Below are 19,630 nucleotides of genomic sequence, written 5' to 3'. Positions count from 1 at the left end.
GTTGCCCCAATCGGGGTCTGTCTGGTCTAGAGCGCAGCTGTCCCTGTCCATGGTCCTGTGGGTGGCCGCCGGCGCCGCACGAGCGGACGCGGCGACCCTGCTCGACTACCAGGACGAGGCCGCATTTCGCGCGGCTGTCGTCACCCCGCACACCCTGGAGAACTGGGACTCCTTCCCGGCGGGCCGGCGGATCACCGATCAGATCCCGGGCGTGACGATTTCCTCCCCGAATTCGGGCCTCCGGAACTTCATCCCTATCCAGGTGATGACGACCGGAGGGGCCAAGTCGGTCCCCAACGTCCTGGGGGGCGGCTTCGCGCGGAGCACGACCAAGCCTCCGCAGGCGATCGTCCTGGAGTTCGCGCCGACCACCGCGGCCTTCTCCTTCTATCTGACCGACCAGGATCCGGCCGCCACCAACGTCACGGTCCGGTTCGAGCTCGCCGGCCAGACCTTCGTCACCCGTTCCGTCGTCAACCCGCACCCGAGCCAAGCGGCCCCCATCTTCTTCGGCGCCACCTCGGACACGCCGATCGTGAGGGTCACCCTGACGGCCGGGTTCAAGAACGGCGGCCAGGGCGGCTACGAGGAGTTCACGATCGACAACCTGTTCTTCGGCCGCTCCTGTCCGCTGGACGTCACGCCGCCCGTGTGCACCGGCCACCCGGTCGAGCAGGGGAGCACCGTGGTCATCGCCGGCACGGCGACCGACGACCAGGCGTGCGACTCCGGAATCGCCAGCGTGGCGCTGCGGCCGGGCGGGACGAACGTCTCCGTGAGCCTCGATCCGGCCTTCCAGACCGGGGATCCCGTCGCGGGCTTCACGGCGGCCCAGACCGACTTCTCCCTGGACGGGCAGGCGACGGTGATCGCCACCGACGGCGCGGGCAACACCTGCGCGCTGCCGGTCTGCTTCCATGCGCTGCCTGGCGGGCCGGTCGTGGACCAGGTCGTCTGCTGCGGCGACGGGTTCCTCTTACAGGTCACGAACGAGAACAACCTCCCGGCGGGGACCGCGGCGTGCAGCGCCACCCTGCCCGGTCCCTCGGAGCCCCCGTTCCCGCCGGGTTACGAGCCGTCTCCCCCCGAGGACCCCTTCCCGTGCCGGGTGCTCACGATCGAATCGCCGATCTCCGGCCTCACGGAGATGGTCTACAAGAAGGACGCGGCCTTCGAGCCGCGCCTGCGGCTCCTGTTCTCCCGATCGACCGACGGCGGGCTGACCTTCCCGCCGTTCACCGACGTCACCACCTCCGTCGAGCCGATCCTCACCATCGTTCCGGATCCCACCCGCGTCGGCGGGTCGGTGGCGTGGTCCCCTGTCAAGGTGGCCTGCGCGATCCAGGGAGTCGTCGACTGCTCGTCCATCGATCCGACGTTCGATTTCGACCAGGACGGCTACCCGCTTTGTCCCGCCGCGGGCTCGGGGATTCTGGCGGACTGCAACGATCAGATCCCGACCATCCATCCCGGCGCCGCGGAGATCTGCAACGGCATGGACGACGATTGCGACGGGCTCGTCGACGACGGCAACCCCGGCGGGGGCCAGGCATGCCAGGTCGCCGGGGGGCTGGGAGCCTGCGCCACCGGGACGACCGCCTGCTTCGAGGGGCACCTGGTCTGCAACCCGTCGAGCGAGCCGACCGGGGAGGTGTGCGACGGAGTCGACAACGACTGCGACGGCGCCGTGGACGAGGGACTGGGGACGATCACGTGCGGCAGCGGCGCCTGCGTCCGCACCATCAGCGCCTGCATCGGCGGAATCCCCCAGGTCTGCGTCCCGGTGGAGCCCGGACCTGAAATCTGCAACGGCGTGGACGACGATTGCGACGGCCTGATCGACGAGGCCTACGTCTTCTCCGGTTTCGGGCAGCCGGTGGAGGACGACGGCAGCGGCGTGTTCCACCGCAGGCAGGTGATCCCCTTCAAGTTCTCCATCCGCAATTGCGCGGGCGCGAACGTGGCGGGCGCGTTCGCCACGATCGAGGTGTTTTTCTATCGGGACGGCGTGGTGGGCAACAAGGTGAAGGACGTGACGTCACCGGGCCAGGCGAACACCGACAACATCTACCGCTACGACGCCGCGGGCCGCCAGTACATCTACAACCTCGGCACGCTGTCCCTGTCGATCAACACCAGCTACGTGGTCCGCACCCGGATCGACGACGGATCGGTCCACGACGTGATCATCTCGATCATCAAGTAGGCGGACCGCGCCGCCGATCTCATCCGCCGCGCTGGCTCTTCGTCGGCGTGGACATTCCCGGCTTGTGGCCCCGCGTGGCCTCGTGGGGCGCCGCCTTGTTCCCGCCGCTGTCCTGGGAGTGCGCATTGCCGCCGTCGAGGACCTCGATGGTGGCGGCGCTGATCAACGCCTGGATCGACCTCTGCAGGATCGCGTCATCGGGGACCTGGCCGGTCTTGCCCGGACCGAGGTAGAGGACCTTCCCGCCGGAAAAGGTGAGCTTGAGGGGTTTGTACGTCTTGTTCCTGATCGTCTTCACGGTGGCTCTTCCTCCGAATACCCCGACACACTCCTAGCGCTTGCCCGAGGCGACGGTCCGTCGTGGCGGCCGGGACGGGGCGGGGCCGCGCTCGGCCGCCGGCGGAGGCGCCAGGCGCCGGCACGCCTGCTCGAAGCGCGCCCCGAGCGTCCGGCGGTCGTTCTCGTGCGCATAGCCGATCCTCTGCCAGGCATCGCGCGCCTTCCTGACCTCTTCGGCGTCGGCGCGCTGCCGGGCCTCTTCGGCGACCTTGCCGCCGATGGTGTTGGAGGCGAGGGCCTCGCGCCACATCGTCGCCAGCCGGGTCACGGGTGAGAGGTTGTCCGCCGAGGCGGGGCCGCCGCCCGGCAGGAGCCGCTCCAATCGGACGCACAGATCTTCCATCCTGCTCCGGTTGGTCTCTGCGTCCAACGCCGTTCCCTTCAGGGCCTCCGGATTCCTGACGACCAGGCCGTCGAGAGCCGCCTGGAAGCGCTCGCCGACCGGTCCGGCGAGAGCGTCCGGCAGGGATGGGCTCTTCTTCCAGCGGTCCCAGGCGGCCTCCAGACGGGGCAGCAGCCCCTCGGCGGGGACGTCCATCTGGAACGCCTCCACCTCCGCGCAAATCGCTTCGCGCCCCGCCAGGGCCATGTCCCTGTCGATCTGCTCCCGGCGCTTGTACCGATCGAAGAAGCGATCGCCGGCGGCACGGAAGCGCCGCCAGAGCGCCTCGGAGCGGCTCGGGCGGGCGGGGCCGATCGTCTTCCACTCCGCCTGGAGCCTCTTGAATTCGGCGGCCGTGGGCTTCCAGTCGGTGGACTCGGCCAGGGACTCGGCGCGGGCGATGAGCGCCTCCCGGCTCTCCACGTTCTTCGCCCACTCCTCCTTCCGCTTCGAGCGGTCCTGGTCGCGGCGGGTGAAGAACTCGTCGCAGGCCCTCCGAAAGCGCTCCCACAGCGCCTTCTCCTGGCCGCGGGCGGCCGTTCCCGCGGTTTTCCATTCGGCCTGAAGCCCCTTGATCGCCTCCGCCGTCTTGATCCAGTCGGTGGAGGCGGCGAGCGCCTCGGCCTTCTCGCACAGCGCGTGCTTGAAGTCGGTGCGCTCCTGCAGGAGCGACTCGTGGCGGGCGCGCACGGCATCGGTCGCGGTCTTGAAGCGCTGCCACAGGGCCTGCGCCCTGTCGGGCTCGGCGACGCTCGCGGTCTTCCAGCGCTCCAGGAGATCCGGAAGACGGCGGGCGGCCTCCTCGGGGTCGGCGATGGGGAGGAGCGCCTCGGCCCGGGCGCACAGCTCCTCCTGCACGTTGGTGTTGGCCCAACGCTTCCACTTGTCGGACTCCCGCGCCTCCTGGAGCCGGGGGGCGAGCGCCGCGCGGATCGCCTTGAGGCGCTCGAGCAGCGTGTCGTGGTCGCGCCGCGTAGGAAGCGGAGGCATAGTGTCGAGGACGGCGCGCACCTCACGCAGCGCGGGCTCGGCCTTGCCGAGCGACAGGGCGGCCGACTTCAGCAGGCGTTCGGCGCGCTCGCACAGCTTCTGGAGCCGCGCCAGGTGATCCCGCTTCTCCTGCGCCGCCTCCTCCCGGAGGCGCTGCTTGTCCTGGCGGGCGGCGAGGTCGATCTCCTCAAGACGATGCCGCTCCCGATCCTGCTGCCAGGTCTCGAAGCGGGTCCGTCCGGAAGCGCGCGCGGACTCGAACCTGGCTTCCAGGCCGCGCGCCTCGGCCAGGACCTCGGAGTCGACCGGATCGTCCGGCCGCAGGCCGGCGAGCGGGCCGAGGTGCTCCCACTCCCAGGTGGCATCCTCGATCGCCCGCGGCAGGCTGTCCCCTTCGGCTGATTCGAGCGTCTCGAGGATCAGGATGCGCGGCACGATGTGCCGCTCGCGGCGGGCGCGCAGGAGCTCCGCGTGGCGGCGCCGGTCCTCCCGCTCCGTCAGGTTATGGCGCAGCCTCTCGCGCGCCTTCGGCATCGCCGCCTGGAAGCGCTCGTCGAGATCGTCGTCCACCCGGGGCACCAGATCGGTCCAGGCATCCTGGATCGCCGCGATTTCGGCGGACAGCGTCTCGCACTCACCCGAGCGTGCGAGGGCCTCGGCCTTCTCGCACAGGCGGATCTGCGCCCGCCGGTCGGTCGGGGGGCGGACGGCGGCGCCGGCCGCCTGCCGTTCGTGCAGGATCGTGCGGGCGCGCCTGACGGCGGCGCGGCTCTTGCCGTGCTGCGCGACGGCGTCCAGGAAGTCGCCCGCGGGGGATTCGCCCGACGATCCGAAGCGATCCGATCCGGTCAGATGCTCCAGGGCCGACAGGGCGGCGTCATCGTGCGGGCTCTTCAGGGCGATCGCGGCGAGCTCGTCGCGCACGACGCCGTCCGCCGCGGGAAGCTCGACAACCCGCGCCAGGGCCTCGAGCCGGACGGCGGCATGCCGGCCGTGTCGCGCCACGCTGGCGAGCGCCTTCGGTTCCGAGAGGCGGGACAGCGCGGCGCGGCTGGCCTGCTCGTGGGCCGCCTGCCTCGCGATCTGAAGGAGGATCCGCGCATCCTCGATCGCCTCGACCGCCTTCCGGCCGGCCGCCTCGTCCGTGCCCTCGAGGGCGTGGGACAGGAGCGCCGCCTGGGCCTCCTCCCGCACGCCGGGATCGGGGTCCGTGCGCGCCAGATCGACGATCAGGGCGACATCCGCGATCTGGCCGACGGCGGCCCGCCGCACTTTCGGGTCCGGATCCTTCCAGCCGGGCTGCGGCCGAAGGCGCTCTAAGAGGCCCATCGAGTCATGCTCCGAGGAAAGTGAATTGTACGCCATCCCGGCCCCGGAGAGGAGGGATCCCGGGAGCCGGTCCCTATACTCGGACAGGCTCCAGCGCTCCGTTCAGAGAATGCGCTGACCCAGGGCGGAGAGGACCAGCTCGGCGCCGACCTCGGCCGAGTGGTTGCGGACGTCGAGAGTCGGGTTCAGCTCGGCGACGTCCATGCCGACGAGGCGGCGGCTCTCGGCGATCGTCTCGCAGAGGAGGTGGGCTTCCCGGTAGGACAGCCCGCCCCGCACCGGGGTGCCGACCCCGGGGGCCACCTCCGGGTCGAGGCCGTCGAGATCGAGGCTGAGGTGGATCCCGCCGGTGATCCCGGCGAAGGCCGACAGCACCTCTTCGACGATGGCGCCGATGCCGCGGCGGTCGATGTGCGACATGGTATAGGCGCGGACGCCGCTCCGGCCGACCAGGTCCTTCTCCCTTTCGTCCAGGTTGCGGATGCCGACGAGGGCGACGTGGCCCGGCGTCACGCTCGCGCCCCCTCCGAGCGCCACGAGCTCCTCCGGCTCCTGGCCCAGGCAGGCGGCGAGCGGCATGCCGTGGACGTTGCCGGAGGGGCTCGTTCCGGGGGTGTTCATGTCGGCGTGGGCATCGACCCAGACGACCGCGAGCTGCTCCCCGCGGCTCTTGAGCGCGCGCGCCACGCCGGCGATGGAGCCGGCCGCGAGCGAGTGATCGCCCCCCAGGCAGATCGGAATCCGCCCGGCCGCGGCCGCCTCGGAGGTCAGGTCGGCGACCTGGCGGCACGCGGCCGCGATCGGACCGATGTAGCGCTTCCTGGGATCACCCGGGTCCAGCCCCTCGGGGTTGGGCACCGGCACGTTGCCGCGGTCGCGCACGTCGAATCCGAGCGCCCGGATGCGCCCGGCGAGCCCGGTCAGGCGGAAGGCAGAGGGCCCCATGTCCACGCCGCGTCGACCGGCGCCGAGATCGAGCGGCACGCCGATGAGATCCACCCCGCGACCGTGACCCGCGCGCTGCACGTCAGCCGGCATCCGCCCATGATACATAATCGCGCCGGTGCAGGCTCGCCGTCTCGTCTACGTCGCGCTGTTCGCCCTGGCGATGGCCTACGTGGAGGCCGCGGTCGTCGTGTACCTCAGGCTCGTCTACGGAATCACCGACCTCGTCCGGGACGTGGCCGCCTACGATCCCGCCCTGGCGGCGATCGAGGTGGGACGGGAGGCCGCGACCCTGGTGATGCTCCTCGCCGTCGGTCTCGCGGCCGGGCGATCGGCGCAGGCGCGGGCGGGATTCACGCTCTTCGCCTTCGGACTCTGGGACATCCTGTATTACTCCTGGCTCCGAATCCTCATCGGATGGCCGAGGACCCTGCTGGATCCGGACCTCCTGTTCCTGATCCCGCTTCCGTGGTGGGGCCCCGTCCTCGCTCCGGTCCTGATCTCCGTCCTCTCGATCGCGGCCGGATGGCTGGCGGTCGCGCGCGACGACCGGGGGATCGGCCTCGACCCGGGACGGGCCGGCTGGGCCTGTGTGGCGGGGGGAGTGCTGGCCGCCCTGTACGCCTTCATGGCCGACGCCCTGAAGGCCCTGCCCGCGAGCCCCGAGGCCCTGAGTCGCCTGAGGCCCTCGCCGTTCCCGTGGCCCGTCTATTCGGCCGGGCTTCTTCTGATGTCCCTCGCGCTGTGGCGCGCCGCGCGCTTTACACTCCGCCACCCCGCCCGCTAGACTGAAGGCTCATGAGCCACTCCGCCTCTCGCGTCATCCTGTTCGACATCGACGGCACGCTCCTGACCACGGCAGGGGCGGCGCGCGAGGCGTTCACCCGGGCGCTGTCGGAGGCCGCGGGGCGGCCGATTCATCCGGACGGCTATTCCTTCTCCGGCCGGACCGATCCGCAGATCGCGCGCGACATCCTCGCGGGGAACGGGGTGTCGGGGGCGCTCCTGGAAGCCGCGATTCCGGAATCGATCCGCCTCTACCTGCACTACTTCGCGGAGCAGGGGGGCGCCGGGAAGGCGCGGCTCCTCCCGGGAGTGCGGGAGCTCCTGGATGCCCTGGCGGGACGTCCGGACGTCCGGACCGCGCTTCTGACCGGCAATGTCGAGGCGGGGGCCCGGCTGAAGCTCGGCCTCTTCGACATCACGCGCTACTTCGACTTCTCGATCAGCTGCTTCGGCAGCGACGACTCCGACCGATACCGGCTCCCGGCCCTGGCGCTCGAGCGCGCCCGCCGCGCGCTGGATCCCGTGATGGAAGGGAGCCAGCTGGTCGTGGTGGGGGACAGCGAGCACGATGTTCTGTGCGGGCGATCGATCAGGGCCCGCGCCGTCGCGGTCTGCACCGGCTGGACTTCCGTGACCGTCCTGCGGGCCCTCCGGCCGCACGCCCTTCTGGCCGACCTGTCCGACACCGGGCGCGCCCTCGCGGCCCTCCTGCCGGCGCCCCACGCATGACCCCCCTCCTCCTCGACCACAAGCCGGTCGAGCTGAGGCTCAGGCACACCTGGACGATCGCCCGCAACTCGAGCCGCGTGAAGCGCAACGTCCTGACGCGCCTGCGGCACGGCGGGACCGATGGGTATGGCGAGGCCGCCCCCAACCCGCGCTACGGCGAGGACGCGGAGTCGGTCGCGCGGGCCCTCGACACCCTGGCGCCGCGGCTTCCGGACGATCCCGGGCGCCTGGATGCGATCCTCGATCGGGTCGAGGCGGCCCTGCCTTCGAGCCCCGCCGCCCGGGCGGCGATCGACATCGCGCTTCACGACTGGGCCGGCCGCTTGGCTGGCCAGCCGCTCTACCGCCTGCTCGGGACCGATCCGCGCAGGACGCCGTCGACGTCGATGTCGATCGGCATCGACGCGATCCCGGTGATGCAGGAGAAGGTGCGCGAGGCCGGCGACGCCCCGGTCCTCAAAATCAAGGTGGGCCTGACGAACGACCGTGAGATCCTGGAGGGCATCCGGAGCGTCACCGGCAAGCCGCTCTGGGTCGACGCCAATGAAGGCTGGACCGACCCCGCCCTGGCGGTCGAGATGATCCGGTGGATGCAGGGGATGGGTGTCGTGCTGGTCGAGCAGCCGCTGCCGGCCGCCGACCTGGAAGGGGCCCGATTCGTGCGCGAGCGGGTGGACCTGCCGGTGTATGCCGACGAGGCGGCCCTGGCCCCGGGCGACATCCCGCGGCTGGCGGAGGCGTTCGACGGGATCAACATCAAGCTGCAGAAGGCGGGCGGCCTGCGCGCCGCCCGGCGCATGATCGACGCGGCCCGGGAGTCCGGCCTGAAGGTCATGCTCGGCTGCATGATCGAGACCTCGATCGGCATCACCGCGGCGGCGCACCTGTCCCCCCTGGCCGATCTCGCCGACCTGGACGGTCACCTGCTGATCGCGGACGACCCGTTCGACGGCGTGCAGGTGCGGCAAGGGCGGCTGTTTCTTCCCGACCGACCGGGGCTCGGGGTCCTGGGCGCATGGTGACCCCGGCGCGCGCGGCGCTCTGCGGCGCGACCCTGGTCGCGATCCTGACGTCGGGCGTCGTCGCGCGTGCGGCGGCGCCGGGATCGGGCGACCCGAAGCGGAGCGAGCTGCACGGCAAGCTGGAGGCGACGCTGGCGCGCCTCGCAACCGGTCTCGACGGCGCCTCGGGCTACGTCCTGCGCGATCTGGAGAGCGGCGAGACGTTCGAGAAGGACGCCGACTCGGTGTTCCCCGCGGCCTCGACGATCAAGCTGGCGGTCTTCCTCGAGCTGTACAAGCGGGCGGAGGAGGGGACGATCGATCTGTCGAGACCGGTCCCCATCGATCCGAAGGCGCGCGTCGAGGGGGGCGGCGTGCTGGAGAAGTGGGCCGCGCCGTACCCCGCGCTGACGGCGCTCCAGCTTTCCGTCCTGATGATGGACTTTTCGGACAACTACGCGGCCAATCTGCTCATCGACCTGGTCGGCATGGACGCGGTCGGGCGGCGTCTCCTGGGCTGGGGCCTCAAGGACACGCGCTTGAGGCGCAGGATGATGGACGTGGCGGCGGCGCGCGCCGGTCGCGAGAACGTCACGACGCCGCGCGATCTGGCGGCGCTTCTCGAGCGGCTCCATGCGGGCCGCCTCCTGGGCGCCGCGAACACCCGGCAGGCGATCGACATCATGAAGCGCAACGAAGGCACGCCGATCAAGCGGGGACTGCCGCCGGACGTCCCTGCGGCCGACAAGAGCGGCGAGCTCGACGGGGTGCGCGCCTGCGCGGGGCTCGTCTTCATCCCGGCGGGGCCGCCGCGGGAAGGAGGGAACGGGGCCGCTCCGGTCAGGCCCCTGCTGATTTCCGTGATGACCGCCTACCTCGGGAACGACCAGGCGGGAGAAGCGTTCATCAGCGACGTGACGCGGGCGGCCTACGACCACGTCAGCCGGCTCGCGGCCTCGTCGGAGCACGGCCGCCGCATCGGGCCGTGAGCGGGAGCCGTCCGATACTCGCGCAGGCTCCTAGTGGGATCCGGAAGACGTCATTCCGGCACCGGCCGGGAGCTGCCCGCCGGGCAGAGGCACGTTCCCGGAGCGCAGGTACGGCGTGGGGTCGACGGGATGGCCGTTTCGTCGGACTTCGAAATGCAGGTGAGAGCCGTGCGCGTTGCCGGACGCGCCGACCTCCGCGATCGCGTCGCCCTGTCCGACGCGGTCGCCTTCATGGACCAGAAGCCGGCTCGCGTGGGCGTACAGAGTCGTGAGCCCGCTGCCATGATCGATGACGACCGTCCGCCCGTATTTCCCCTCGCTGCCTGAGGCCACGACGATCCCGGCGGCGACCGCCCGGACCTCCTCGCCGGTGACGCCGTCGATGTCGACCCCCGCATGGTGACTATGACGGCCGCGCAGGCCGAAGCCGGCGGTGATCTGCCCGATCAGCGGCCAGGCGATGCCGAGGGTGGCGGGGGACGAATCGATTTCGTCGCGGGGCGGCGCGGGGGCGGCCGGCGCGCGCGCGGCCTTCCTGGACCGCGGCCGCGGCTCTGCACCCGACGCATCGGGAATGGTGATCATCGTCCCCGCGGGGATGCTGGTCGGGTCGCTGATTCCGTTCGCCTGCATCAGGCTCGACAGCGTCACCTTGTAGCCAAGCGCCAGGGAATAGAGGGTCATGCCGGGCTCGAGGCTCACCTGGATCTCCTCGGAGCCATCCCGAGCCTCATTCTCCGGTTCCTCCCGGGCGACCTCCTCCTCCCGCACGGGCTTCCGGTCGAGGCGCACGGCGGGCACGCCCGCGCTCATCCGGGAGGGCCGCTTCCATTCGGAGACCGGCGGCTGCGGCGTGGTGGCCGGGCGCGACCTGGCCTTCCCGCCACATGCGACCGCGGCGAGCGACACGCCCAGAAGAACACTAACGAAATGTCCCGTCCTCTGCACCGGTGACTCTCCCTCGTCCTTCCTCTTAATATGATGAAGAGGCATCCGCGCGTCCACCCCGGAAAATGCCGGAAATCACAGGCGTTACGCGACCGGTGTCACGGCAGGCCGCGCCCACCCTGCCTTTTCCGCAATCACGAATTTGAAACCCTGGGAGCCGGCCGGATTCTCGGACGGGCTCCCGGCACCTCCCGTTCTTGATCGGCGCATCCGCCGGTGTTAGAGTCCGCCACCATGCCGGAGCTTCGCGTCGTTCGCGACAGCCGCATGCGGCGCAACGCCGCCCTCGCGGGGACGGTCCTCGCCGGGATCCTCGTCTCGGCGTGCCGGGCGGAGCGACCTCCGGCCGGCACGGGAGGCGCGGCGCCGGCTGCCGGCGGGGCGTCTCCGGCCGTCCCCTACGGGGGCTCCGCGCCGGACACTTTTTTCCCCAACCTGACGGTCGAGAAGAACGTGCCGGTACCGATGCGCGATGGCATCCTGCTGCGCGCCGACGTCTACCGGCCGGAGACGCCGGGAAAGTACCCGACGTTAGTCTACCGCACGCCTTACGGGAAAGACGACCTGCTCGACTCGGGCTCGGAGCCGACGATCGGCCGGGCGGCGCACTCGGGCTTCGCCGTCGTGGTCCAGGACGTGCGCGGCCGATACCACTCGGACGGCGAGTTCCGGCCGTACCACCAGGAAGGGAAGGACGGGTTCGACACCATCGAATGGGCCGCGGCGCAGCCATGGAGCAACGGGCGCGTGGGCACCTTCGGCCTGTCCTATCCGGGTGCGGTCCAGTGGCTGGCGGCGATGGAGGCCCCGCCGCACCTGCTCTCGATCTTCCCCGCGATGACCTTCGCGACCGGCCGGCATTTCTTCTATTTCGGCGGTGCGTTCAATCACGACTGGATGCGCTGGATCGAGATGTACATCGCCCCCGACCTGAGGCTCAGGAAGGGCCTGCCTGGCGCGACGACCGAGAAGGAGGCCGCGGCCGGCTGGAACCGCCTGAAGTGGCAGTGGGAATACTTTCTGCCGATCCGCGACTTCCCGGTGCTCAAGGAGGTCGCCCCCTGGTACTACGACTGGCTGGCGCATCCCGACGATTCGGACTATTGGGCCTTCGCCGACGTCGTCAGGGCGCACTCGAAGATCGCCGTTCCGGCGCTCAATTTCTCCGCCTGGTACGACAGCAACTACGGGCCGCTCGGGGCGACGGCCAACTGGAGCGGGATGCGCCGGAACGGGGCGACCGAGGTGGCGCGCCGCGGCCAGCGCCTCATCCTGGGCCCCTGGGATCACGGCGACCCCTCCGAGAGCGAGACCAAGGTGGGGGAGCTCGATTTCGGGCCCAGCATGACGCTCGACTACTACGGGCTCGTGATCCGCTGGCACGACCGCTGGCTGAAGGGGATCAGGAACGGCATCGACGAGGGGCCGCCGGTGCGCCTGTTCGTGATGGGGGAGAACCGCTGGCGCGACGAGAACGAGTGGCCCCTGGCGCGCACCGTGTACACGCCGTACTACCTGCGCAGCGGGGGCCGCGCCAACACCGCCTCGGGGGACGGGCGACTGTCCATGGTCCCACCGGCCGGCGGAGCGGGAGCCGGCGGCGCCGCCCCGGCGACCGAGCCGCCGGACCGTTACCTGTACGATCCGGGCCGTCCCGTGGTCATCGACAACTTCGAGGTGATGGGGCCGTACGACCGCTCGAAGCTCCAGTCGCGCCAGGACGTCCTGGTCTACACCTCCGAGCCGCTCCTCGAGGACATCGAGGTCACCGGGCCGATCACCGTGCACCTGTGGGCGGCCTCGAGCGCGGTCGACACCGATTTCTGCGTCATGCTCTACGACGTGCATCCCGACGGCCGCGCCTTCAACCTCATGCCGAACGAGGCGGGGGTCGTCCGCGCCCGCTACCGGGCGTCCGAATCCGCCCCCACCCTTCTGACCCCGAACGAGCCGGTGGAGTTCGTCATCGACCAGATGGTCACGAGCAACGTCTTCAAGAGGGGCCATCGCATCCGCCTCGACGTGACGAGCAGCCGGTTCCCCTCCTTCGACCGCAATCCGAACACCGGCGAGCCGTTCGGGACCTCCGCCCGCATGACCGCCGCCCGCCAGACCGTCCTGCACGACGCCGCACACCCGTCCCGCGTCATCCTCCCGATCATCCCGCGCGCGGGGGATCGATAGGAGCCTGTCCGAGGATTCGGCCGGGTTCCGGGGGAAAGTCAGACGCGGCGGGCCGCGAGGACCGGACCCGCCCCCACCACGAGGCCGAGGGCCATCACTCCCAGCCCGAAGAGTCCGTACAGCAGGCACCCGACCGATCCGGCGAGGGCGGCGATCAGGCAGGCGGTGACGAAGGGGATGCCTCGGCCATCCCGCGGGTGCGGAGCCAGGATCCCGAGGGCGACGCCCCCGGCGAGGCCCCCCAGTCCGCAGACCGCGGGGAACAGCAGGCAGCGGCCGGGGACGCACACGTGCCCGATCGCCTGCACGAGGATCGGCAGGAGGAGCGGGACGAAGCCGGCGACGAGGCCGGGCCGGACTCCGCGGCGGAGGTCCTGGCCGCGCCACAGGCAGGTCGTGACGACCACGAAGAGACCGGCCCCGCCTGCGAGCGTGCCGCCGGGATTGGGACAGCAGAGCGTGGCCGCCCAGACCACCGGCAGCAGCAGGACGCTGAGGCGCGTGGCGCCGGCGAGGCGTCCCCATTCGTAGGAGCGGCGGGCGCGCTCCATCAGCCCGGTCTCAGGGTCGTCCATCGGTCGTCCTCCAGACGGCGCGCAGCCGGGCCAGGGCGCGCTCCACTCTCTTGCGGAAGGTCGCGGCGGCGAGCGCCGGCCGATCGCCGCGCGCGTACAGGCGTAGGGTTTCGGCGTCTTCAGGACGCAGCGCACCCAGAGCGTCCCCGAGCGTCGCCTCCAGGTCCCTGATCATCGCCTCCGCCTCGGGGGTCGGCGCCGCATCGCGCGCGGCTTCCAGGATTCCTGCCGGCGAGGACTCCTCCCGTCGGCGCTGCCGCCGGCGTCGGGCCGTCCTGATCTCGAACGCGGTGATGCCGAGGGCCCACGCCAGGGCGCTGCGGGATGCGTCGAACTCGGAGGCACGAAAGAAGACCTTCACGAGCGCCTCCTGCGCGGCATCCTCGGCCTCCTCGGGCCCGAGGTGCCGGGCCGCGAAGCGGCGGAGGAACGGCCAGAGAACGGCGAAGACCGGATGGAACGAGGCGCGGTCGCCGTCGGCGAGCCGTTCCATGTGGCGTTGCAGATCGGAGACTGTCGGTCGGTCCATCCGGTCTTCAGTCGGTCCGGCCCCGATTCAGGGGCAGCAAAGTGGGCAGCAGCAACTCGCCGCCGCAAGCGCCCTGTCGGCGGCCCAGGCGGCCGCCGGGATCGCCATCAGGGCGAGGACCGGCAGCAGGCGGTGGAGCACGCGGCTCATTTCTATCACCTCCTTCTCCATGGAAACAGGCTTCGAGAGGGATAGGCACAACCTCGCCCCGGCGTGACAGGGAGGAGGCCGGATCCCCAGCCGCTGGTTGACCGGTGCCCGCCCCGGGGGTATATACGGGTCACCTGGAACGGCGCGGCTCGGAGGGAGTCCCATGAGAGCCTGGCGTGGGGTTGGGACCGTGGCGCTCGGCCTTGTCCTGGGAGTCCCGGCGCCGGCCCTGGCCACGGTTTCGATCCAGGCGTTTTCCCTCCAGCCGGCCGACCCGGACACCGGCGATCCGGTCGTCCTGACGGCATCCATCCTGTCGACGTCCTCCTGTGAATTCCAGGGCGCCACGATGGCGTGGGGGCCGCAGCCCGAGCTGGGAGGGCAGCCGGGATGGGGGATCGACATCCAGTTCCGGGACGGAGCCCTGCCGGTCGTCACGACCTGCCCCGTCGAGACCCATTTCGGCACGCTCGTCGTGGCGTCGGGCGACGGGGTGGTGCGGGCGCGCAACAACGGCCTGGTGAACGACACCGCCTTCTTCACGCTGAGCGTCGCCCCGGGGCCAGTCGCGGGGTGGGACGGGCCGACGCTGCACGGCGGGTACGAGCGCCTGACGCAGAGCGCGGCGCTGACGGCGCTGCCGGGCCGCCTGGCGATGAGCGATCTTCTGAGACGCAGGATCGTGTTCATCGATCCGAAGACCGGCGACCCGCTGTCGGAATTCATCGCCCCGGGGAGCGGCGACGTCCGGGGTCTGGCATTCGACGGGACGAGCCTGTATGCCGCGGTGCGTGACATCGTGCCGCGGATCTACAAGCTCGATCTCCTGGGACGCGTCCTGGACGTCTTCCCGAGCCCGATCGTCTCGCCCGGCAGCGCCCCCCTGGAGGGGCTGGCCTGCCTGGACGGCGTCCTGTACGGAAGCTACGAGAGCCCCCCGACGCTTTTCGCCATCGATCCGTCCACGCATCAGAAGCTGTGGCAGAGGGCCTTGCCCGGCCGGATCCTGGCCCTCGACGCCGCCCCCGAAGGGATCCTGGGGGCGGAGGCGACGGGGTCCTTCTACTTCATCGAGCCCTCGCCCACTGGCGACGACGTTCTCCTGTCCGATCCGATCGACACCGGCATGACGGACTTTCCCAACCTGGGCGGGCTGGCCTACGACGGCGCCGCCATGTACGCGTGGGACTCGAACTCGAACCAGATCCTGTTCATGCGGACCTTCGGGATCTGGTGGGCCGTCGATGGGACACTGCGGGCCTACGTGCCCCCGCCCGATCTGGCGGTGGACGTGATCCGCGGCGACATCCGGAACATCGCGCAGCTGGCCGGATACCTCGACCTGTCGTTCGACGCCCCGGCGGTCTGCCTGGCGAGCCGCAGCGCGGGCGGCGTCGTGGCGGAGCCGGACCATCCGCCCGCCGGCCACGTCTTCTTCTACCTGGCGCGCTTCATCGACGCCAACGGAAGCCCCGGATCCTACGGACGGACGACGGCCGGCTTCCGGCGCCTCGATACACGCGAGGCCTGCCCCTGAAAAAATCTTTCCTTGAGCCTTTCCCGCCTGGCGTATCCTGTCGCTCCGGCGGCGACGCCATGCCCGCCCCTCCCGGGGCGGATCCAAAGCGAGGAACTGCTTGGCGAGCAAGTACCTGCGCGACCCGGTCCACGGATCGATCGGCTTCGACAAGGAGAGAGAAAAACTCGTCATCGATCTGATCAACACGCGCGAGTTCCAGAGACTGCGGCGCATCCGCCAGTTGGGCGCGCTCTTTCTGACCTTCCACGGCGCCGAGCACACGCGCTTCACCCATTCGCTCGGCGTCGCCTACATGGCCCGGCGCATCTTCGATTCGCTCCTGGCCGGCGGACAGGTGCAGCAGAAGGGGCGCGCGCTGGAGCGCACCCGGCTGGTGGTGATCGTGGCGGCCCTGCTTCACGATCTGGGCCACGGGCCGTTCTCCCACCTGTACGAGAAGGTGTTCAACGACCGCCGGCACGAAGAGTGGACGCGCCTGATCATCAGGCAGGCGCGCGGCGAGGTGGGTCGCCTGCTGCGGCGGGCCGGCATGGTGGACGAGGTCCTCGGGGTGTACGGGCGCACCTACCGGCCGGCCTTCGTGTCGGACATCGTCTCGTCGCAGCTGGACGCCGATCGACTCGACTATCTTCTGCGCGATTCGTTCATGACCGGCGTCGCCTACGGCAAGTACGACCTCGAGTGGATCCTGACCAATCTGCGGCTGGCGCGGCGCGGCGGGCGGGATGGCGAATTGGCGCTGGCGATCAACGGCCTGAAGGGATACCACGCGGCCGAGCAGTTCGTGATCGGGCGCTACCTCATGTATCAACAAGTGTATTACCACAAGACCAGTCGCTCGGCCGAGCAGATGATCCGCACCGCGCTGCAGCGGCTGGTGGACGCGCACGGCGAGACCGGCCGCTTCCCGGATCCCTGCCCCGGGTCGATCCGTCGCCTGGTCGAGACGCGCGGCAATCTCGCGGTCGACGACTATCTCCGGCTGGACGACTGGCTGTTCCTGTCGGCCTTTCAGGAATGGGCCCTGGCGCCGCAGGGGAAGGTCGATCCGATCCTGCGCGACCTGTGCGACCGGATCACCCGCCGGCACCTCTTCAAGACGGTGCGACTGACCGCCGACACGCGGCACAAGGCGTTCGGCCAGGCGATCGAGGAGCTCAACGGCCGGTTCCGCCGGCGGGGCCTGGACCCTCGATACTATCTGCTGGAGGACGACGCCAGCGATCTGCCGTACCACGATCTGGCCTACTCCGACCGGATGGGCACCGCGCCGGAGGACATCGGCCTGGCCGTGCGCGGCCGGATCGTCGGCTACATGTCGGAGCGCACCGTCTCGCCGCTGATCGACTCGATCCGGAACGAGCCGCGCAAGCTCCAGCGCCTGTGCTTTCCGGCGGCGATGCGCTCCGCGGTCGAGCGGCGCCTCAAGGCGTTCATCGCGAGCGAGAGGCAGTGAGCGCCGCCCGGAAACCGGCGCCTGGCGCGGACGACGAGATGCTTGACGCGCCGGTTGTGGCAAGGTACCGTCTGCAACCCGCCGTCCGCGGGACGGCGGGTACGAGGTGCGGGACGTGAGCACACTGAATCGCGGAACGACCGGGTCCTGCGCGGGATGGATGGCGGCCTTCGCCGTGCTGCTGGCGGTCGCGCCGCCTTTGGCGGCCCAGCTTCCTTCGGCCACGCCGGCCGTTCCGGGCGAGGAGGCGACGGAGACGCCGGAGCTCGCGCCGGACGAGGCGGGCGCGCCGGCGGCGGATGACCCGTCGGTCACGGCCGGGGGGGCGCTGAAGCTGTTCATGGCGTCGCGCGACTACCGGACGCTCCGGCAGCTGAAGGGGGTCATGACCGACAGTCTCCAGGCGCGCTTCAACCATGACTCGGCGCCGTTCAACGGCAAGAGGACCAACCGGCTGGTGGCCTTCGATTTCACGGAGAAGGACCTGAAGCCCCGGCCGGCCGGCGGCAAGCCGTCGGGCACGGCGGCGCCGGGCTACGTCGCTTCCGTGCGCAGCCTGTGGGCCGAGCAGGGGGAGGCGACCGAGAAGCGCACCGAGTCGATCACGCTGACGCAGCGCGAGGACGGCCTGTGGCGCGTCGCCAATCTCGCGCTGTCCTCGTCGGAGAAGCTGCGGTTCGGCGAGTCCGTGGACGGCGTCACGGTGCTGCGCATGGTGCTGCGCGCCTGGCACCGTGGCGAGGTGGCGGGGGCCCGGGGCAACCTGAGCGACGCCTTCCTCAAGAAGTACGCCGGCCGCGACGAGGCGCTGGCGGCGCTGTTCGCGCCGTCGGGCGGCAGGGTCCATGCGGCGTACCAGATTCTCGGGATGACCCCCCAGGGGATGACGGGCGCTCTGGTCCGGGTGCGTTTTTACGAAACGGTGATCGGGGAGCCGGGGCCGATCGACGGCAGGCTGCGCACCCTGCGCATGATCCGCAAGGGATCGCGCTGGCTCGTGGACGGCTGGGAGTAGGCTCCTTCCGTGGCGGTCGAGTCGCGCCCGTGGCCGCCCCGGGGCGGCCGCGGTATCCCTCATCCGAAGTATAATGCTCGCTCAGGAGGACCGGTTGGCCCAGACCCCCCCGACGTCCCGCACGGAAGACGACGACCGTTTCCACGATGAATGCGGCGTGTTCGGCGTCTTCCACCACCCCGAAGCCGCCAACCTGACGTATCTCGGACTCCACGGCCTGCAGCACCGCGGGCAGGAGTCGGCGGGGATCGTCTCCTCGAGCGGCGACCGACTGTACGAGGAGAAGGGGATGGGGCACGTCGCGCGCATCTTCAAGAAGAAACAGCTGCGGCGGCTGAAGGGGGACCTGGCGATCGGGCACGTGCGCTACGCGACCGCCGGGAAGAGCAGCCTGGTGAACGCCCAGCCGCTGCTCATCGACTCCTGCAAGGGGGAGCTGGGGATCGCCCACAACGGCAACCTGGTCAACGCCTATTCCCTGCGCGACGCCCTGGAGAAGGACGGCTCGATCTTCCGCACCAACAGCGACACCGAGGTCGTCCTGCACCTGATCGCGCGCTCGCGGCAGGACGATCTCGAGGCCGCCATCGTGGACGCCCTGAAGCAGGTGAAGGGAGCCTACTCGCTCGTCTTCATCGCGCGGGACCGGATCATCGGGGTGCGCGACCCGCGCGGCTTCCGGCCCCTGTCCCTCGGGAGGCTGGGCGACGCGCAGATCATCAGCTCGGAGTCGTGCGCCTTCGATTTCATCGACGCGACCTTCGTGCGCGACGTCGAGCCGGGGGAGATGGTCGTGATCAGCTCCGCCGGGGTGAAGTCGTACCGCCCGTTCCCGCCGGAGCCCGTGTCGCAGTGCATCTTCGAGTACGTCTACTTCTCGCGTCCCGACTCGCGGGTCTTCGGCCGCGGCGTGCACGAGATCCGCAAGCGCCTGGGGCGCGAGCTGGCCCGCGAGCAGCCGCTCGAGGCCGACGTCGTGGTGCCGGTGCCGGACTCGGGGATGTACGCCGCCCTCGGCTTCTCGGAGGAATCCCGCATCCCCCTGGAGTTCGGGCTGGTGCGCAACCATTACGTCGGGCGCACGTTCATCGAGCCGCGCCAGTCGATCCGCCACTTCGGCGTGCGGCTGAAGCTCAACCCGGTGCGGGCGCTGCTGGAAGGCAAGCGGGTCGTGCTGATCGACGACTCGATCGTGCGCGGCACCACCAGCCGCAAGATCGTTTCGATGGTCCGATCGGCGGGGGCGCGCGAGGTGCACATGCGGATCTCGTCGGCGCCCACGGTCGGGCCGTGCTACTACGGCGTCGACACGCCGCGGCGCTCCGAGCTCATCGCCTCGTCCCACACGGTGGACGAGATCCGGAGGTACATCCGGGCCGACTCCCTCGGCTACCTGTCCCTGGAAGGGATGTACCGGGCGGTCGGCGAGAGCCGGTCGTTCTGCACGGCCTGCTACACGAACAGTTATCCTGTCCCGTTTCCCAAAGAGGAAGAGGCACACGGGATGGTCTCGGGTCGGAGGTAGTGCCTCTTTCAT

Annotated in this window: 17 protein-coding genes; 10 read left to right on the top strand and 7 right to left on the bottom strand. The window is 70.5% G+C overall.

All coding sequences use genetic code 11. The annotated features are described in order from the left end of the window. Position 1 precedes the first annotated feature (1 nt). Positions 2-2,206, top strand: a complete 2,205-nt coding sequence (locus tag VGV60_12325; protein HEV8702050.1) for a MopE-related protein — start codon at positions 2-4, stop codon at positions 2,204-2,206. Positions 2,207-2,225: 19 nt separating this feature from the next. Here VGV60_12325 and VGV60_12320 read toward each other — a convergent pair whose 3' ends face one another. The 3 genes from VGV60_12320 to rocF all read right to left on the bottom strand — a co-directional run bounded on the left by VGV60_12320 (position 2,226) and on the right by rocF (position 6,272). After that, complete coding sequence (locus tag VGV60_12320) at positions 2,226-2,504, bottom strand: hypothetical protein (protein ID HEV8702049.1); 279 nt, start codon at positions 2,502-2,504, stop codon at positions 2,226-2,228. A 33-nt stretch (positions 2,505-2,537) separates the two neighbouring features. Then, positions 2,538-5,246, bottom strand: coding sequence for a DUF349 domain-containing protein (locus tag VGV60_12315; GenBank protein HEV8702048.1), 2,709 nt, complete (start codon positions 5,244-5,246; stop codon positions 2,538-2,540). Positions 5,247-5,348: 102 nt separating this feature from the next. Beyond that, a complete protein-coding gene (rocF, locus tag VGV60_12310) occupies positions 5,349-6,272 on the bottom strand; it encodes an arginase (GenBank protein ID HEV8702047.1) in 924 nt (307 codons plus the stop codon). Positions 6,273-6,309: 37 nt separating this feature from the next. Between rocF and VGV60_12305 the strand changes: the two genes are divergently transcribed. From VGV60_12305 to VGV60_12290, 4 genes are read left to right on the top strand one after another with little or no spacing between them, the layout of a single operon-like run. After that, complete coding sequence (locus VGV60_12305) at positions 6,310-6,978, top strand: hypothetical protein (protein HEV8702046.1); 669 nt, start codon at positions 6,310-6,312, stop codon at positions 6,976-6,978. 11 nt (positions 6,979-6,989) lie between these two features. After that, positions 6,990-7,706, top strand: coding sequence for an HAD family hydrolase (locus tag VGV60_12300; GenBank protein HEV8702045.1), 717 nt, complete (start codon positions 6,990-6,992; stop codon positions 7,704-7,706). Continuing rightward, positions 7,703-8,728 (top strand): dipeptide epimerase, encoded by a 1,026-nt coding sequence (locus tag VGV60_12295; GenBank protein HEV8702044.1) that lies wholly within the window; start codon positions 7,703-7,705, stop codon positions 8,726-8,728. The genes VGV60_12300 and VGV60_12295 overlap by 4 nt, the downstream gene beginning before the upstream one ends. Continuing rightward, on the top strand, positions 8,722-9,696 hold the full coding sequence (locus VGV60_12290; protein HEV8702043.1) for a serine hydrolase: 975 nt from the start codon (positions 8,722-8,724) through the stop codon (positions 9,694-9,696). The genes VGV60_12295 and VGV60_12290 overlap by 7 nt, the downstream gene beginning before the upstream one ends. Before the next feature lie 30 nt (positions 9,697-9,726). Here the strand turns inward: VGV60_12290 and VGV60_12285 are convergent, their stop codons facing one another. Then, entirely contained in the window at positions 9,727-10,497 is a 771-nt protein-coding gene (locus VGV60_12285; protein ID HEV8702042.1) for a LysM peptidoglycan-binding domain-containing M23 family metallopeptidase, read from the bottom strand. A 381-nt stretch (positions 10,498-10,878) separates the two neighbouring features. On the opposite strand from VGV60_12285, the gene VGV60_12280 reads away from it, so the two are divergent. Next, positions 10,879-12,828 carry a CocE/NonD family hydrolase gene (locus VGV60_12280; protein ID HEV8702041.1) on the top strand — a complete coding sequence of 650 codons (1,950 nt, stop codon included), beginning with the start codon at positions 10,879-10,881 and terminating at the stop codon, positions 12,826-12,828. A 38-nt stretch (positions 12,829-12,866) separates the two neighbouring features. On the opposite strand, the gene VGV60_12275 is transcribed toward VGV60_12280, so the two are convergent. The 3 genes from VGV60_12275 to VGV60_12265 are packed head-to-tail and all read right to left on the bottom strand — an operon-like array spanning position 12,867 to position 14,082. Then, entirely contained in the window at positions 12,867-13,403 is a 537-nt protein-coding gene (locus tag VGV60_12275; GenBank protein ID HEV8702040.1) for a hypothetical protein, read from the bottom strand. Beyond that, positions 13,390-13,932: a sigma-70 family RNA polymerase sigma factor gene (locus VGV60_12270; GenBank protein HEV8702039.1), complete on the bottom strand. Its 543-nt coding sequence runs from the start codon at positions 13,930-13,932 to the stop codon at positions 13,390-13,392. Before VGV60_12270 ends, VGV60_12275 begins: the two co-directional genes overlap by 14 nt. 27 nt (positions 13,933-13,959) lie before the next feature. Further along, positions 13,960-14,082, bottom strand: coding sequence for a hypothetical protein (locus VGV60_12265; GenBank protein ID HEV8702038.1), 123 nt, complete (start codon positions 14,080-14,082; stop codon positions 13,960-13,962). 163 nt (positions 14,083-14,245) lie between these two features. Here VGV60_12265 and VGV60_12260 point away from each other — a divergent pair, with 163 nt between their 5' ends. From VGV60_12260 to purF, 4 genes are all read left to right on the top strand, one after another. Beyond that, positions 14,246-15,619, top strand: coding sequence for a hypothetical protein (locus tag VGV60_12260; protein HEV8702037.1), 1,374 nt, complete (start codon positions 14,246-14,248; stop codon positions 15,617-15,619). A 100-nt stretch (positions 15,620-15,719) separates the two neighbouring features. Beyond that, positions 15,720-17,078 (top strand): HD domain-containing protein, encoded by a 1,359-nt coding sequence (locus VGV60_12255; GenBank protein ID HEV8702036.1) that lies wholly within the window; start codon positions 15,720-15,722, stop codon positions 17,076-17,078. Between the two features lie 115 nt (positions 17,079-17,193). Further along, a complete protein-coding gene (locus tag VGV60_12250) occupies positions 17,194-18,093 on the top strand; it encodes a hypothetical protein (protein ID HEV8702035.1) in 900 nt (299 codons plus the stop codon). Between the two features lie 94 nt (positions 18,094-18,187). After that, complete coding sequence (purF, locus tag VGV60_12245; GenBank protein ID HEV8702034.1) at positions 18,188-19,618, top strand: amidophosphoribosyltransferase; 1,431 nt, start codon at positions 18,188-18,190, stop codon at positions 19,616-19,618. Positions 19,619-19,630: the final 12 nt, after the last annotated feature.

The organism is Candidatus Polarisedimenticolia bacterium (assembly GCA_036001465.1).
In the GTDB taxonomy this organism is placed as follows: Bacteria; Acidobacteriota; Polarisedimenticolia; order Gp22-AA2; family Gp22-AA2; genus Gp22-AA3.
The sequence above is the reverse complement of the archived record's forward strand: the minus strand, read 5'-3'. Positions and strand labels throughout refer to the sequence as shown.

What these genes read in the sequence shown, in the direction of transcription:
- VGV60_12315 (HEV8702048.1), bottom strand. Translation starts at nt 5,246, where the DNA reads ATGGGCCTCTTAGAGCGCCTTCGGCCGCAGCCCGGCTGGAAGGATCCG.
- VGV60_12260 (HEV8702037.1), top strand. Translation starts at nt 14,246, where the DNA reads ATGAGAGCCTGGCGTGGGGTTGGGACCGTGGCGCTCGGCCTTGTCCTG.
- VGV60_12280 (HEV8702041.1), top strand. Translation starts at nt 10,879, where the DNA reads ATGCCGGAGCTTCGCGTCGTTCGCGACAGCCGCATGCGGCGCAACGCC.
- VGV60_12265 (HEV8702038.1), bottom strand. Translation starts at nt 14,082, where the DNA reads ATGAGCCGCGTGCTCCACCGCCTGCTGCCGGTCCTCGCCCTGATGGCG.
- VGV60_12300 (HEV8702045.1), top strand. Translation starts at nt 6,990, where the DNA reads ATGAGCCACTCCGCCTCTCGCGTCATCCTGTTCGACATCGACGGCACG.
- VGV60_12290 (HEV8702043.1), top strand. Translation starts at nt 8,722, where the DNA reads ATGGTGACCCCGGCGCGCGCGGCGCTCTGCGGCGCGACCCTGGTCGCG.
- VGV60_12275 (HEV8702040.1), bottom strand. Translation starts at nt 13,403, where the DNA reads ATGGACGACCCTGAGACCGGGCTGATGGAGCGCGCCCGCCGCTCCTAC.
- VGV60_12270 (HEV8702039.1), bottom strand. Translation starts at nt 13,932, where the DNA reads ATGGACCGACCGACAGTCTCCGATCTGCAACGCCACATGGAACGGCTC.
- VGV60_12295 (HEV8702044.1), top strand. Translation starts at nt 7,703, where the DNA reads ATGACCCCCCTCCTCCTCGACCACAAGCCGGTCGAGCTGAGGCTCAGG.